The organism is Rheinheimera sp. F8 (assembly GCF_001518915.1).
This window is the reverse complement of record NZ_CP013656.1, coordinates 168,339-183,038: the sequence shown is the minus strand read 5'-3', so window position 1 is coordinate 183,038 and position 14,700 is coordinate 168,339. Positions and strand designations below refer to the sequence as shown.

14 protein-coding genes are annotated in these 14,700 nt (G+C 50.5%); 9 read left to right on the top strand and 5 right to left on the bottom strand.

Features of this window, described 5'->3' with window-relative positions; all coding sequences use genetic code 11:
- Positions 1–91: 91 nt before the first annotated feature.
- The 5 genes from ATY27_RS00900 to ATY27_RS00880 form a co-directional block, all read right to left on the bottom strand.
- On the bottom strand, positions 92–499 hold the full coding sequence (locus ATY27_RS00900) for a hypothetical protein (protein ID WP_208932267.1): 408 nt from the start codon (positions 497–499) through the stop codon (positions 92–94).
- A gap of 2 nt (positions 500–501) precedes the next feature.
- Entirely contained in the window at positions 502–1,404 is a 903-nt protein-coding gene (locus ATY27_RS00895; protein ID WP_208932266.1) for a LysR family transcriptional regulator, read from the bottom strand.
- A gap of 17 nt (positions 1,405–1,421) precedes the next feature.
- Positions 1,422–2,387 carry a tRNA 5-methoxyuridine(34)/uridine 5-oxyacetic acid(34) synthase CmoB gene (gene cmoB, locus ATY27_RS00890; RefSeq protein WP_208932265.1) on the bottom strand — a complete coding sequence of 322 codons (966 nt, stop codon included), beginning with the start codon at positions 2,385–2,387 and terminating at the stop codon, positions 1,422–1,424.
- Entirely contained in the window at positions 2,374–3,162 is a 789-nt protein-coding gene (cmoA, locus tag ATY27_RS00885) for a carboxy-S-adenosyl-L-methionine synthase CmoA (RefSeq protein ID WP_244151379.1), read from the bottom strand. The genes cmoB and cmoA overlap by 14 nt, the downstream gene beginning before the upstream one ends.
- Positions 3,163–3,241: 79 nt before the next feature.
- Positions 3,242–4,102: a DUF72 domain-containing protein gene (locus tag ATY27_RS00880; RefSeq protein ID WP_208932264.1), complete on the bottom strand. Its 861-nt coding sequence runs from the start codon at positions 4,100–4,102 to the stop codon at positions 3,242–3,244.
- A gap of 77 nt (positions 4,103–4,179) precedes the next feature.
- On the opposite strand from ATY27_RS00880, the gene ATY27_RS00875 reads away from it, so the two are divergent.
- From ATY27_RS00875 to tolA, 9 genes are all read left to right on the top strand, one after another.
- Positions 4,180–6,969, top strand: a complete 2,790-nt coding sequence (locus tag ATY27_RS00875) for a transporter substrate-binding domain-containing protein (protein ID WP_208932263.1) — start codon at positions 4,180–4,182, stop codon at positions 6,967–6,969.
- A gap of 133 nt (positions 6,970–7,102) precedes the next feature.
- Positions 7,103–8,884 carry an aspartate--tRNA ligase gene (aspS, locus tag ATY27_RS00870; protein WP_208932262.1) on the top strand — a complete coding sequence of 594 codons (1,782 nt, stop codon included), beginning with the start codon at positions 7,103–7,105 and terminating at the stop codon, positions 8,882–8,884.
- Between the two features lie 114 nt (positions 8,885–8,998).
- A complete protein-coding gene (locus ATY27_RS00865; protein WP_208933374.1) occupies positions 8,999–9,742 on the top strand; it encodes a YebC/PmpR family DNA-binding transcriptional regulator in 744 nt (247 codons plus the stop codon).
- The gene (ruvC, locus tag ATY27_RS00860) at positions 9,742–10,263 is read left to right on the top strand and encodes a crossover junction endodeoxyribonuclease RuvC (RefSeq protein ID WP_208932261.1); all 522 of its coding nucleotides are present in this window, start codon (positions 9,742–9,744) and stop codon (positions 10,261–10,263) included. The genes ATY27_RS00865 and ruvC overlap by 1 nt, the downstream gene beginning before the upstream one ends.
- Positions 10,264–10,310: 47 nt before the next feature.
- A complete protein-coding gene (ruvA, locus tag ATY27_RS00855) occupies positions 10,311–10,934 on the top strand; it encodes a Holliday junction branch migration protein RuvA (protein WP_208932260.1) in 624 nt (207 codons plus the stop codon).
- Between the two features lie 15 nt (positions 10,935–10,949).
- Entirely contained in the window at positions 10,950–11,963 is a 1,014-nt protein-coding gene (ruvB, locus tag ATY27_RS00850) for a Holliday junction branch migration DNA helicase RuvB (RefSeq protein ID WP_208933373.1), read from the top strand.
- 659 nt (positions 11,964–12,622) lie between these two features.
- A complete protein-coding gene (gene tolQ / locus ATY27_RS00845; protein ID WP_208932259.1) occupies positions 12,623–13,309 on the top strand; it encodes a protein TolQ in 687 nt (228 codons plus the stop codon).
- Positions 13,309–13,740, top strand: coding sequence for a protein TolR (gene tolR / locus ATY27_RS00840; protein ID WP_208932258.1), 432 nt, complete (start codon positions 13,309–13,311; stop codon positions 13,738–13,740). Before tolQ ends, tolR begins: the two co-directional genes overlap by 1 nt.
- A 1-nt stretch (position 13,741) precedes the next feature.
- Positions 13,742–14,686: a cell envelope integrity protein TolA gene (gene tolA, locus ATY27_RS00835; RefSeq protein WP_208932257.1), complete on the top strand. Its 945-nt coding sequence runs from the start codon at positions 13,742–13,744 to the stop codon at positions 14,684–14,686.
- Positions 14,687–14,700 lie beyond the last annotated feature (14 nt).

The following is a 14,700-nucleotide window of genomic DNA, read 5'->3' as shown; positions in this document are numbered from 1 at the left end:
AAAACGCGCGCATTTTACCTTGTTTGCCGGCAAGACAAAAGGTTTAATCGGCGCGCGCCGGCACAGGACTGAGGAGTAGCACTCAGCGCTGTCATTGCATGGCGTTGCTAATCGCCTGACGGACGTAGTCGTTGACACTTAAATCCGGGTTTTTTGTGACTTTGTGATAGACCAGTGACGCCAGCGGAAATTCTTTGTTGTTATAGTTCAGGCTGACATAAGGAGCGGTTTCATCGCCAGTCTGATGGACCCATTGGCCACCCACTACCGATAAAAAGACCTGACCCAGATAGGCGCCAAAAATATTACACAACGCGAACATATGTGCATCTGACATGCGCTGCTTTTGTTGCTGGTGGGCGATGCTGCTGAGCAAAACATCGACCAGTGGCAAGGATTCAAGGCTGAGATCGAGCGTGACCTGATGATCTTCCTGTGCATAAGACACAGCATCTTTTGCACTTTGTAACATCAGTTCAGAGAGTTCAGTAGGTTTCATGTTCAGTGTCCTGTTTTGCCATGAGCCGCCAGAATGATCTGGCGTAATTGCCGGCCACCCGGGCCTAATTTGTCTTCTTTGGGGATCACCAGCGACAGGGGGATTTGCCGCTCAGTGCTTTGTTTTAGTTGCAGCCTGACTAACACGCCGTCCTGCAAGGCTTGTTGTACGATGAAGTCCGGCAGCCAGCAAAAACCTAAGCCGCGTTGCAGGATCACCATCGCTTCATAAAAATTGCCGACGGTCCAGCGTTGCTCTGCTTTTAGCCAACCAGCGTTTTCAGCCGGTTTTTGCCCGGTATCGCGGATCACAATTTGTAAATGTTGCGACAGCTCGTCAGCGTCCAGTGCATCGATCTGCGTCAGCGGGTGTTCCGGTGCACACACCAGCACCATATGGGTGATACATAACGGCTCACTGAGATAACCGCGTGGCACCATCGGCGTTGCGGTGATCACCAGGTCAGCTTTGGCTTCGAGGATCATTTCCGCGCTGCCGGTGATCACCGTATCAATGATTTGGATCCGGCTGCCGCGACTGAGCGGATAAAACTCGGACAGCGCCTGATACAGCTTGTCGCGCGGGTAGATAATCTCAACAGCCAGCCGCAGTTCTGGCTCCCAGCCCATGTCAATATTGGCGGCGAGCAATTCCAGATCTTCAATTTGTTGCGTCAGCAAACGGGAGCGGCGCAGCATCACTTCACCGGCAGCTGTCAGAAAGGCTTTGCGGCCGACCACGTGTAACAGTTCAACACCAAGCTGGTTCTGCAGTTTTGCCACCGCATGATTCAGGCTGGACTGGCTTTTATTAAGTAACTCAGCGGCTTGTGCGTAACCGCCTGCATCAACCACTGCCTGCAGGATCCGCCATTGTTCTAATGTCGATTTGGGGCGGTACGGCATAAAATTCCTCTGACAGATCAGGCGGTTGCTACAAATACTGCCCGCAGCGGCGCTGGGTAACCTTCAATGGTCTTACTATGATCAGTCGGGTCAAGAAAATCAACCAGACTTTCATTTTGCATCCAGTCGGTGGCGCGCTGTTCTTCAACACTGGTCTGATTTAAATCGACGACACGAATGTCGCGAAAACCGACGCGGGCCAGCCAGAGTTCCAGCGCTGCGGTGCTTGGAATAAACCAGACATTGCGCATTTTCGCGTAGCGGTCGGTGGGTACCAGCACCGTTTGCGCATCACCGGGAACTACTAAGGTTTCCAGCACCAGCTGGCCACCTGCACGCAGCTGATTTTTCAGTTGTTGCAGAAAATCCAGCGGAGAGCGGCGGTGGTACAACACTCCCATTGAAAACACAGTATCAAAGGTTTTTAACTCCGGCATGTCATCGATGCCGATGGGCAGCAAGTGCACCGCCGGATCCGGATGGAAATGCTTAATCGCCTGAAACTGGCAAAAGAATAACTGGCTCGGATCTATGCCAACCACCAGTTCAGCGCCGGCACCGCGCATCCGCCATAAGTGATAGCCGCTGCCGCAGCCTACATCCAGCACTGTGCGATGCTGTAGCGGTGCCAGATGCGGCAATACCCGGTCCCATTTCCAGTCACTGCGCCATTCGGTATCAATGTGCAGGCCATGGATCTCAAAAGGGCCTTTGCGCCACGGCATCAGCTGTTTGAGCAATACTTCCAGTCGTTGGCGCGCGCCATCAGACAGCTCCTCCGCCGCGCCAATCTGCACGGCCGATTGCAGATTCACTTGTTCGGTTTGTGTTTTTGGCAGGTGATCCAGTACTTTTTGCCACTGCTTAAAGTCACCATGTAAGGCTTCTTTATGCCAATGACTCAGTTGCGCCGGTAGTACATTTAGCCACGGGGCCAGTTTAGTTTTGGCGATCAGCGCGTAAAAATCGTTAAACCACTGCATCTGACGCTCCTTGTTGAACAGCGATCCCTTGCTTGATGGCGCTCCCTTGCTTAACAGCGATCATGGAGCAGAAATTAAAACACTGAAACCAGACGCTGAAACTGTCGAATCCAGCGGCGCTAAAGCGTTGCTGATGTTGCACCAGCGTGTCTGGACGCATGACATTTTCCAGTGCGGTGCGTTTCTGACTGATCTCCAGTTCAGAATAACCATTGGCACGTTTAAAATCGTGGTGCAGGTCAATCAACAAGTCGTGCGTTACAGCGTCGTCAAACACTACTTTTTCCGACAGGATGAAGATACCACCAGGTTTCAGTCCCTGATAAATGCGCGCAACCAGAGCATCCCGGTCGGCCTTTGGTAAAAATTGCAGCGTAAAATTACTGACCACTATGGCGGCATTGTCGATTGCTAATTCGCGGATATCACCCAGCTGAACTTCTAATGGCACGTCGCTGCGAAAAGCATGCAAATGCATCCGACAACGCTCAACCATTGCCGGACTGTTATCGACTGCAATGATTTTACTGCTGCTGTCGCTGAGTTGCCGGCGCATTGCTAAGCTTGCAGCGCCCAGTGAGCAGCCTAAGTCGTAATAATTGCTGTTAGCTTGCTGGTAGCGTTGCGTCAGTTTACCGATGGTCTGGATAATGGTCTGGTACCCAGGTACAGAACGCTGGATCATGTCCGGAAATACTTCGACGACATCGGCGTCGAAACAGAAGTCCTGCACCTGAGCCAATGGCTCAGCGTATATTGCATCTTTTTGTATCATGTTTTGCATCACAACGCGGGATAAAAGCTGGCGAAATCAGCCGCCATAGTAGCAAAAAGCCGGCTGCTTGGGCACAACTTCAGAACAGGCTATTTTGGTTTGGAGCCAGATCAGCGGGCCACGGCCGCAGCACCGGATGGTCTGCGCCACAGAGTTCAAACAATTCCCGGGCAAACTGCTGGGCCAATAATGGTGCGCTGATATTGTCTTCGGTATGAAAAAATGCATAAGGCGTGCGGCCTTCCTCGAGCCATTGCGCTATTTTATGCAACCAGGGCTGATAAAAAGACCGGTTAGCTGTCAGGTTTGATACACCGATAAAACGAAACATTGGTGTCGGCCCCAGTGCACAAACGTGCACCGGGAGCCGCGGTTTTTTCTGCTGTGCATCCTGCAGCGCGGCGCTCAGTGGTGCCTGCGCGAATAACGCCCGGCTGTCGAGAATGACCCGTTCACATTCCGTTTGCCGTAACAGCTGATGAAGTTGTTGTTCCGCGTCCCCTTTGGTAAAGAGTGCCGGATGCCTGACTTCCACAGCGACCAGGCTGAACTGACGTAGCTGCTGCAATAATAGAGGAAAATCATTATCTGCAGTCACCAGATATTGTGCTGAGAGCTGTAAATGACACAAGCCGATTTGAGCACGCAGTGGTTGCAATAATTCCAACCATTGGGCCAGCGCAGCAGCACGTTCTGAGCCTCGCAGGCGGTGACTGATTTGTTGCGGGACTTTTAATGTGAAGCGAAAACCTGCATCAGCATTTGCCTGCCAGCGTAAAACAGTGGCGGCAGAGGGGTCTGCATAGAATGTGGTATTGCCTTCTACTGCATTGAAATATCGGCTGTATTGGGCTAAAAAGTCTGAAGCGGGGCAACTGGCATCAAACAGGCTGCCACGCCATTGTTCATTTGCCCACATCGGGCAGCCAAGATAATACATAATAACAAGTCCGGCCTGGCACTCAGCGCCTGATGTTCAGAGAGTACAATTTGAAGCATATCATAACGGTCATTTGTATGTTGTGCAGCCTGTGGGCTACAGCTGCACCGCTGAAAGCTGCAGATCCGGTGCTGGCATCCGGGCGGCTGGTTGTTGGCACCAACGATGATATTTACCCTTATGTCTACTCTGATAATCAACAAAAACCGGTCGGGTTGGTGATCGATTTGTGGAATCAACTGGCAAAAACTGCCGGTTTAAATCTCGAGATCAGGGTATTGCCCCGGACCCAGCTCGCTACGGCATTGGCCAATGGTGATATTGATGTGGTGGCAGGCCTTAGCCGCAATCCCGAACGTGAACAACAATATTTGCTCGGGCCGACGCTGGTCAACGTCTACAGCAACGTGTTTGTCCATCGTGACCTGAATAATGTTAACCAGTTACAGCAGCTTAAACCTTATCTGATCGGCGCCTTGCAGCAATCAGCCAATAGTGTCTCGTTGCAGCAGGCCGTGCCGGGCGTGATAGTCCGCGAGTATGCGTTACAGGACGACTTATACAACGCCGCACTCAATGGAGAGCTCCGTGCTTTCACCGCGCAGGACCGCTTAAGCCCGCGATTTGACCGGATCAAGGAATTACAGGAACAATTTCCGTTGTTTCGCAAACTGCCTTTGCAAAAAATCGAACTGACTTATGCAATTTTGCGCAATCGCCCTGAGCTGTCCGCTCATTTGGGACAAGCTTATACGGCTTTGCCTGAAGGTTTTGTCGAAAAACTGGAGCGGCGCTGGCTCAGTGGTATCAGTGACGAAAATACCGTGTTAGTGGCGATGGCGGAAGGTAATCCGCCGCTAATGAATGTAACACCCAATGGCTTGCCGCAAGGCCTGTTGGTTGACCTGTGGCAGCTTTGGTCGGATCAAACGGGGATCCCGATTGCGATGGTCCCTGAGACCACGACGGAAGGCTTAAAAACACTGCGTCAAGGCCGGGTCGATGCGCATATGGGCTATCCGGTGGCCGGTAAAACTCCCGAAGGTGTGCGCCAGGTGTGGCCGGTCTATCGCCTGATGTCGTCGTTTTATTACAGTGCCGGCCAGAAGTTTAGCGAGATCAGTCAGGTCAGTCTGCCAATTGGAGTGTTTGCTGCCGCGTCCTATGTTGAGAAATTACGGCAGGATTATCCGGTGCTGCAAATCCGCAGTTTCGAAAAGCTCGAGGACATGGTGCGTGCATTTGAACGTAATGAAATCGCGGGATTTTTTATTGCCGATTTGGTCATGCAGCACCGGGTTCTGCAAACTAATGCGAATGCCTACAAAAAGCTTGAGCAACCCCGCTATCAGACTGAACTGCAAATTCTGGTGTCTGCTGACGATAATAAACTGGCAGATAAACTCAGGCAGGGATTTCAGGCTATCACGCAGGACCAATTAGAAGCCATTGAGAAACGCTGGCTGGCACGGCCAGAGACCGGATTTTATAATAGTTTTCGGCAACAAGTGCCATTGTCACCGCAGGCACAGGAGTGGCTGAAAAACCACCACAGTATCCGGGTTGGCGTCATGGCGAACTGGCCGCCGATGGAGTTTGTCGATCAGGATGGCGTATTTAAAGGTGTGACGCAGGACATTCTGACGAAGTTGAATCAGCGGCTGGGTACTGAACTGGTGGCCGTGCCTTATTTCGACTGGCAGCAACTGGTACAGGATTTCCTCGATGGCAAACTCGATATGATTGCCAATATGGCCGATACGCCGGAGCGCAAAAAACAAGCGAATTTCAGTCTGAATTTCTGGCCCTCACAATGGGCCTTGCTTAGCCTCGGACATACATCATCGGTCGCGTCAATGCGTGAATTAAACGGCAGCTCAGTTGCAATCGAAAAAGACTACGACATCAATCTGTTACTGCAACAGCAATTCCCTGAGATTAAGATTGTGCCGACATCGCATTATGATGAGAGCCTCGAACTACTGCAGCAAGGACAGGTGAATTTCGCCATCGACACTTTGATGGTCACCGGCGGCACTTTGCGTAAGCCAGAATACAGTAATCTGCGCATGCATTTGCCAGCTGATATGCCGGTCACGCCATCGTTGTTTGCGGTGCGGAAAGATTACCCGATATTGCTGCAAATTATTGATCAGGGCTTGCGGACCTTGTCAGAAGCGGACCGGACAGAGATCCGTAACCGCTGGTTCCTGTTGGATTTTGATCCAGATTTAGCTCAGGACCGGGTTTACACCCTGGTGTTGCAAGTCGTCGGCGCCGGGATATTGCTGTTTGCTGTAGTATTTTTCTGGAATATGTCTTTACGCCGTGAAGTAGGGTTACGCCGTGACATGGAACAAAAAATGCGTTTTATGGCCACACACGATGATCTGACTCAGCTGGCCAACCGCGCGCTGTTGCAGGAGCGTCTGGAGCAGGCCGTATTGCAGCATGCGCGGCATCAGGAAAAGTTGGCTTTGTTATTCATTGATTTAGATGGCTTTAAAGCAGTCAACGACAGCTTTGGCCACGATGTCGGCGACGAATTGCTGACAAGAGTGGCCGGCATGCTGAAATATTGTGTGCGTAAAAGTGATACTGTGGCCCGTTTTGGCGGCGATGAATTTGTTGTGTTATTAACTGGTTTATTAGACCGGGATGATGCAGCGATCGTGGCAGAGAAAATTTTGCTGCAGTTAGCTGAGCCGGTGCAATTGTCGGTCTGTCAGGCCAAGATAGGCGCCAGTATCGGCATTGCCTTATACCCAGACGATGGCATCGACAGTAATGGTTTACTGAAATCGGCGGATAGTCTGATGTATCTGGCTAAACAAAGCGGCAAAGGCCAATACCGATTCAGCCGCTGATGTGTATTGCATATCGTTGTGGCTTTCTGTCCAGAATGGCGATTTGGGGCCGTGACATTGTCGGTCATTTCTATATAATTGGCGCTCATTTTTCCGCTGTAAGCGCAGCTCGACCGGTTTAAAGGATAAGTTCATGCGTAGCCATTATTGCGGTGCACTCACCGCGCAACACGTAGGTCAACAGGTTTCATTATGTGGTTGGGTCAATCGTCGCCGTGATTTGGGCGGGTTGATTTTCGTTGATTTACGTGACCGTGAAGGTTTGGTACAGGTGTTCTTTGATCCGGATCTGACCGAGTTGTTCGCGCAGGCTGCTGAATTACGTGCTGAATTTTGCGTAAAAATCGAAGGCAGTGTCAGAGCACGACCGGATTCTCAGGTCAACGCCGACATGGCAACAGGTGCTGTTGAAGTGTATGCATCGAGCCTGACCATATTAAATAAATCGCCGGCGTTACCGCTGGACTTTAATCAAAACAATTCTGAAGAGCAGCGGCTGAAATACCGTTATCTCGATTTGCGTCGTCCGCTGATGAGCGACCGCCTGAAGTTCCGTGCCAAGGTCACCAGTTTTGTCCGTAATTTCATGGACAGCCATGGTTTTATGGATATTGAAACGCCGATCCTGACCAAAGCAACGCCGGAAGGTGCCCGCGATTATCTGGTGCCGAGCCGCACCCATAAAGGCCAGTTCTTTGCACTGCCGCAATCACCGCAGCTGTTTAAACAACTGCTGATGATGGCTGGCATGGACCGTTATTACCAAATCGTTAAATGCTTCCGTGATGAAGATTTACGCGCAGACCGTCAGCCTGAATTCACCCAAATCGATATCGAAACCAGTTTTATGAGTGCGGTTGAAGTACGGGCTGTGACCGAAAAAATGGCGCGTCAGCTGTTTAACGAAATGCTGCAGGTTGATCTCGGCGAGTTCCCGCAAATGACCTACAACGAAGCTATGCGTTTGTATGGATCAGACAAGCCGGATCTGCGCAACCCAATGTCGTTTGTCGACATTGCTGATTTAGTGAAAGATGTTGAATTCAAAGTATTTTCAGGCCCAGCTAACGACCCGAAAGGCCGTGTGGTTGCGCTGAAAGTACCAGGTGCGGCTGAGAAAGTGTCGCGTAAAGACATTGATGGCTATACGGCTTTTGTTGGTATCTATGGCGCCAAAGGTCTGGCCTGGCTGAAAGTCAACGATATCAATGCCGGCGTGGATGGAATTCAGTCACCGGTTGCGAAGTTCCTGAGCCCGGAAATTATTGCTGAAGTGCTGACACGTACCGGTGCCCAAAACGGCGACCTGATTTTCTTTGGTGCTGACCGTTACAAAGTGGTGTGTGAAGCGATGGGGGCATTGCGCCTGAAACTGGGTGAAGAATTAGGTCTGACGGTACCGGGCTGGCGTCCGCTGTGGGTCATCGATTTCCCGATGTTTGAAGAAAACGATGATGGCAGCTTCTCTGCAGTGCATCACCCGTTTACTTCGCCACTGGATACTGATGCGTTTCTCAATACGCCAATGGCTGAGTTAGATCTGGGCAATTTATTGTCCAATGCCTACGACATGGTGCTAAACGGCACTGAATTGGGTGGTGGTTCTGTGCGGATCCACTCTTCAGACGTACAGGCCAAAGTCTTCCAGTTACTCGGCATCAGCGATGAAGAAGCAGCTGAAAAGTTTGGCTTCCTGCTGGAAGCGCTGCGCTACGGTGCGCCACCGCATGCAGGTCTGGCCTTTGGTTTGGACCGTCTGGTGATGCTGATGACTGGTGCTACCTCTATTCGTGACGTGATGGCGTTCCCGAAAACAGCTACTGCCGCATGCCCATTAACGGATGCGCCCGGTTTTGCCAATCCACAGCAGCTTGCTGAGCTGAGTGTGCAGGTTGTGATTAAAGAACAGAAATAATAAGCTGTGAATAAACAGTAAAACGGCGACTTTGGTCGCCGTTTTTATCTGTATCGCCGCAACACGTTGATTGTAGTGCCGGAACTTTGTTTTCGGCGGATGAAGGAGACCATGATGGCCGGACATAGTAAATGGGCCAATATGAAGCACCGCAAGGCGCGTCAGGATGCCAAAAAAGTCAAAATATTCACTAAGTTGATCCGCGAGCTGACCGTAGCGGCCAAGCAAGGGCCTGATCCGGATGGTAATCCCCGTTTACGCACCGCTATTGCTAAGGCTTTAGTGAATAACCTGTCCCGTGATGTGATAGACCGCGCGGTAAAACGTGGCGCTGGAGACAGTGACGGTGAAAACTTTGAAGAGCTGGTGTACGAAGGCTATGGTCCGAATGGCGTTGCCATCATCGTCGAAACGTTAACCGACAATCATAAAAGAACCGTACAGGATGTGCGCAGCGCCTTCACTAAATATGGTGGCAACTTAGGCACCAACGGTTCGGTCTCTTATTTATTCAGTCGTCAGGGCATGCTGAGCTTTGCCCCCGGCGTCAGCGAAGATCAACTGATGGAACTTGCACTGGATGCCGGCGCTGATGATGTGGTGATGCATGACGATGGTTCTGCTGAAGTGGTCACCACACCAGAAGCTTTTGTCGATGTGAAAGAACGCCTGGAACGGGCCGGTTTATTGGCTGAGCACGCTGAAGTCAGTCTGGTGCCGTCGACCAAAGCTGAAATCGATGCCGATACTGTGGTGAAGTTCTTTAAATTGATTGATATGCTTGAAGATTTTGATGATGTACAAAACGTATATCACAACGCCGACATCGCCGATGACGTCTTGGCGCTGGTAGAATAGTGAATATTATTCTGGGGATTGACCCGGGAAGCCGGTTGACCGGTTACGGCGTGATCCGTCAACACGGCAGTAAATTTGAATACATCGCCAGCGGCTGTATCCGCATGACGCTGACTGAGATGCCGGATCGGCTGAAACAAATCTTTGACGGCGTCAGCCAGATTATTTTGCAAACCCAGCCGACCGTGTTTGCGATCGAACAGGTTTTTATGGCACGCAATCCGGATTCAGCACTGAAACTGGGACAGGCTCGCGGTGCAGCGATTGTTGCGGCAAAATTTGCCGATCTTGAGGTTTACGAATATTCCGCGCGCCAGGTGAAGCAGTCCGTGGTCGGCACTGGTGCTGCCGCCAAGGAACAAGTGCAGCATATGGTCAGGTCCTTGCTGAAGCTACCGGCAAACCCGCAGGCGGATGCCGCTGACGCCCTGGCTGTCGCATTGTGTCATGGCCATACGCAGCAAAGTCTGATCCATCTGGCCGGTCAGGCCAGCAAGACGGTGCGTGGCCGCTTGCGTTGATGTAACTTAATACAAATCCTTCTTACGAAGTTTTCAGGCAGGTTTTCATGATTGGGCGGTTACGCGGAGTGGTGCTGGAAAAGCAGGCGCCGGAAATTTTATTGGAAGTGGGTGGTGTCGGTTATGAAGTACAGTTGCCACTGACCAGTTTTTACAGTTTGCCTGCGACCGGTCAGGAAGCGGTTATTTATACCCATTTTGTTGTGCGCGAAGATGCACAGCTGCTGTACGGCTTTAGTTCGGTCGCCGAACGCAGTCTGTTTCGTCAGCTGATAAAAGCCAATGGTATTGGCCCGAAAATGGCGCTGACTATTTTGTCCGGCCTGACCGCCAGTCAGTTTGTCCGTTGTGTGCAGGCCAATGACATCAGCACGCTGGTGAAACTGCCAGGCGTCGGCAAAAAGACGGCCGAACGGCTGTTAGTGGAAATGCGCGACCGGTTAAAAGACTGGGGGTTGAATATCGACACTCCTGTCACCGAACACCTGGTACTGGGCGATGATGAAGTCCAACAGTTTGCCTTGCAGGATAGTCCGGAGCAGGATGCAGTCGGCGCCTTGTTGAGTCTTGGTTATAGTCAATCGCAGGCGGCTGCGGCGGTTAAAAAAGTATTCAAACCAGAGCTCAGCAGTGAACAGCTTATCAAAGCTGCACTCAAATCAATGATTTAAGAAAAGGCCAGAATGATGATCGAAGCGGATCGCTTGGTAGCACCGACAGCGCGAATTGAAGAAGAAGTCATTGATCGGGCGATCCGGCCCAAATCGCTGGCCGATTACACCGGTCAGGATCACGTACGGGCACAAATGGCGATTTTTATCGAAGCGGCACGGGGCAGGGCAGAGCCACTGGATCATTTACTTATTTTCGGCCCACCTGGGTTGGGTAAAACCACACTGGCGATGATTGTCGCCAATGAAATGGGTGTGAATATCAAACAAACCTCGGGGCCTGTATTGGAAAAAGCCGGCGATTTGGCGGCACTGTTAACCAATCTCGAACCGAATGATGTGCTGTTTATTGATGAGATCCATCGGTTAAGCCCAGTGGTCGAGGAGATCCTTTACCCGGCGATGGAAGACTATCAGCTGGATATCATGATTGGCGAAGGACCGGCCGCGCGCTCGATTAAACTGGATTTGCCACCTTTTACTCTGGTTGGTGCCACCACACGTGCTGGCGCTTTGACTTCACCGCTGCGGGATCGTTTCGGCATCGTGCAGCGGCTGGAGTTTTATAAGACGGAAGAGCTTGCCACTATTGTGCAGCGTTCTGCTGATTTTTTAAATTTACCGCTGGATCTGGCTGCAGCAACAGAGATCGCCCGACGTTCCCGTGGCACGCCGCGTATTGCCAACCGTTTGTTGCGCCGGGTGCGCGACTACGCGCAGGTGAAATCGCAAGGCAAAGTCGATGTGGATATTGCCAATCAGGCGCTGTTGATGGTGGATGTTGACGCCCATGGCTTTGACTATATGGACCGCAAGTTGATGCTGGCGGTCATTGAAAAGTTTATGGGCGGACCGGTGGGTCTCGATAACCTTGCTGCGGCTATCGGTGAAGAAAAGGAAACCATTGAAGATGTCATCGAGCCGTATCTGATCCAGCAAGGCTTTATTCAGCGCACGCCGCGCGGCCGAATTGTATCGGCGCATGCCTATCGTCATTTTGGGTTTGACCTGCCGAAACAGGAAAGCTGAACTAAGGCATACCACTGCGTCTTTGCAGTGGCATGACGCACGCCTGCATTTGCTGAATTACAGACAAAAAAAACCCGCTCAGGGAGCGGGCAATGCAACAAGTTGAAGTAAGACTTCAAAAAATCCAGGGAACATGTTGAGCAACCCGGCAGATGGAACATCTACCCAATCGCTCTGTGAACTTCACTACAATCCAAAACCCTCGGTCTGGACCGTTGCGCTAGTGGAGAACACGCTGCGCATTCTAGAGATTTAGAATATTTACTTCAAACTAGAAAAATTGCCGAATGACATTATAAATACTAATGCGAATATTCATGCAGAATTCATGAATATTAAATTGTAATAAACAAAACCCAATGCCAGAGCGACTTGTGTGACAATATGAAATTGGTAAGACCAATGCTTGCATTAATAAAAGTACTGTTTATGATGCGGGCGGATAATTGCCACCTATCGTTAAAATCCGGCAATTCATCGTAGATTCAGGAACTTTAGCCGAACCTGCATGGACTGAATGAACTCAGGTGTAGCTGGCTTTTGTCAGTTCTGAAATATTTTTACAAATGCCGACAGCGCGCTGTTGAGTTAAACACGGGTGTCCAATATCATAGCGCCCAAATTTCTAGCCTTTTTCAGATGTTCAGAGGTGTTTCCCGGTGGCAGGCCAGCTTTCAGTCCTAAGTCTTATTCTCGAAGCCAGTATCGTTGTAAAAATCGTCATGTTGATACTGATGTCCGCTTCCATTGTGTCTTGGGCCATGATCATTCAACGCAATAAGGCGTTGAGCCAGGCACTGGATGAAAGCAAAAAGTTTGAGGACCGATTCTGGTCCGGTATTGACTTATCCAAGCTTTATAATGAAGTCAGTGCACGAGCCAGCGTGACCGGTATGGAATCCCTGTTCAAAGCCGGTTTTAAAGAGTTTGCCCGCTTACATAAAACGTCAGCGCGCTCACCAGGTGCCGTGATGGAAGGAACACAGCGCGCAATGCGAGTAGGGCTTTCCCGTGAAGTTGAGCGTCTGGAAGCGCATTTACCATTTTTGGCTACCGTTGGGTCGATCAGTCCGTATATCGGCTTGTTCGGCACAGTCTGGGGGATCATGAACGCGTTCATGGCTCTGGGTGCAGTGCAACAAGCCACACTGGCGATGGTTGCACCGCCGATCGCGGAAGCTTTGATCGCAACAGCGATCGGTTTGTTCGCGGCGATCCCTGCCGTTATCGCCTACAACAAGTTCTCTCACAGCGTCGAGCAGCTGGAAAACTCCTATGCGAACTTTGTTGAAGAGTTCTCCAACATCCTGCACCGTCAGGCTGTCAGCAGCGGAGACAGTCACTGATGTACGTGCGTAAAAAACGCCGGATGGTGGCGGAGATTAACGTAGTCCCGTATATCGACGTGATGCTGGTGTTGATGGTTATCTTCATGGTCACTACACCAATCATTACGCAGGGCGTGAAGGTCGAGCTGCCGAAATCCAAGGCAGAACCTATCGAACAGATGAAAGACAACAAAACGCCTATTGTTGCGACTATTGACGAAGCAGGACTGTATTACTTCGAGAAAGACAGCGTGCAGAAAGGTCCGTTTAACGCTGAAGCGCTGCAGGCAGAAGTCATGAGCACTCTGACGATTGAACCAGGCACCCAGGTAATTATCAAAGCGGACGGCCGGGTTGATTACAACTCAGTGATCCATTTACTCAACATGTTGAAAGAAGCTGGCGCCCCTGCAGTCGGACTGATGACTGAAGACGTGGAGTCTAAGTAAGATGGAACCGGCGTTTAAAAAGGCGCTGCAGATATCAGCGTCTCTTCATCTTGCATTGTTGTTGGCGATGTTTATCAATTTCAGCTTTTTTGATAAAAATGAAGTGGTCGAAGTGCCGTTGTATTCGGCGTCGAATGCACCGTTGCAGGCCAGTGTGGTCGAAAATCCCAATCTGAAAGAAGCTGACAAGCCAACACGCAAAAAGCCTGAACCGAAAAAAGAACCACCAAAACCTGAGCCAAAACCTGAACCGGAAGAAGATCCGCAGGAAGAACTGCAAAAGCAGGAAGAAGAAAGGAAGATCCAGGAACAAAAAGAAATCCAGGTTCGTAAGAAGCAGGAAGAAGCGAAAAAGAAAAAACAAGAAGCCGATGTTGCGCTGAAAAAGAAAAAAGAAAAAGAAAAGCTGGATAAGCAGAAAAAAGACGACGAACGCAAAAAGGCGGAAGCCGAAAAGAAAAAGAAAGAAGAATTAGCAAAGAAAAAGAAAGAAGAAGAACTAAAAAAGAAAAAAGCCGCTGACGCGAAGAAAAAAGCCGATGCTCTTAAAAAGAAAAAGGCCGAAGATAAATTGCGGAAGCAGGAGCTTGACCAGGCAGCTGAAGAGCTGATGCTCGAAGATGAGCTGGCTGAGGAAGCTGACGAAGCGCGTCGTGCAGCGCGTCAAGGCCAGTTACTGACCGAAAAACAGCGTTATGTTGCAATGATTGTCGAACGGGTCCGCCAAAGCTGGTTTACCGATGACACAATGAATGGCAAAGAATGTATTATTGAGCTGAAACTGGCCAGTAACGGTTTTGTCACCAGTCTTAATATTGTCGGTGGTGACGCCGGTGTGTGTAGTGCCGCGGAAAATGCGATTAACCGGGTTGGTCGTTTCCCGATGCCGGAAGATCCTGATTTAAACCAGGAATTCCGTGAATTGAAATTACCGTTTAAGAAATAACAGAGACGAGACTT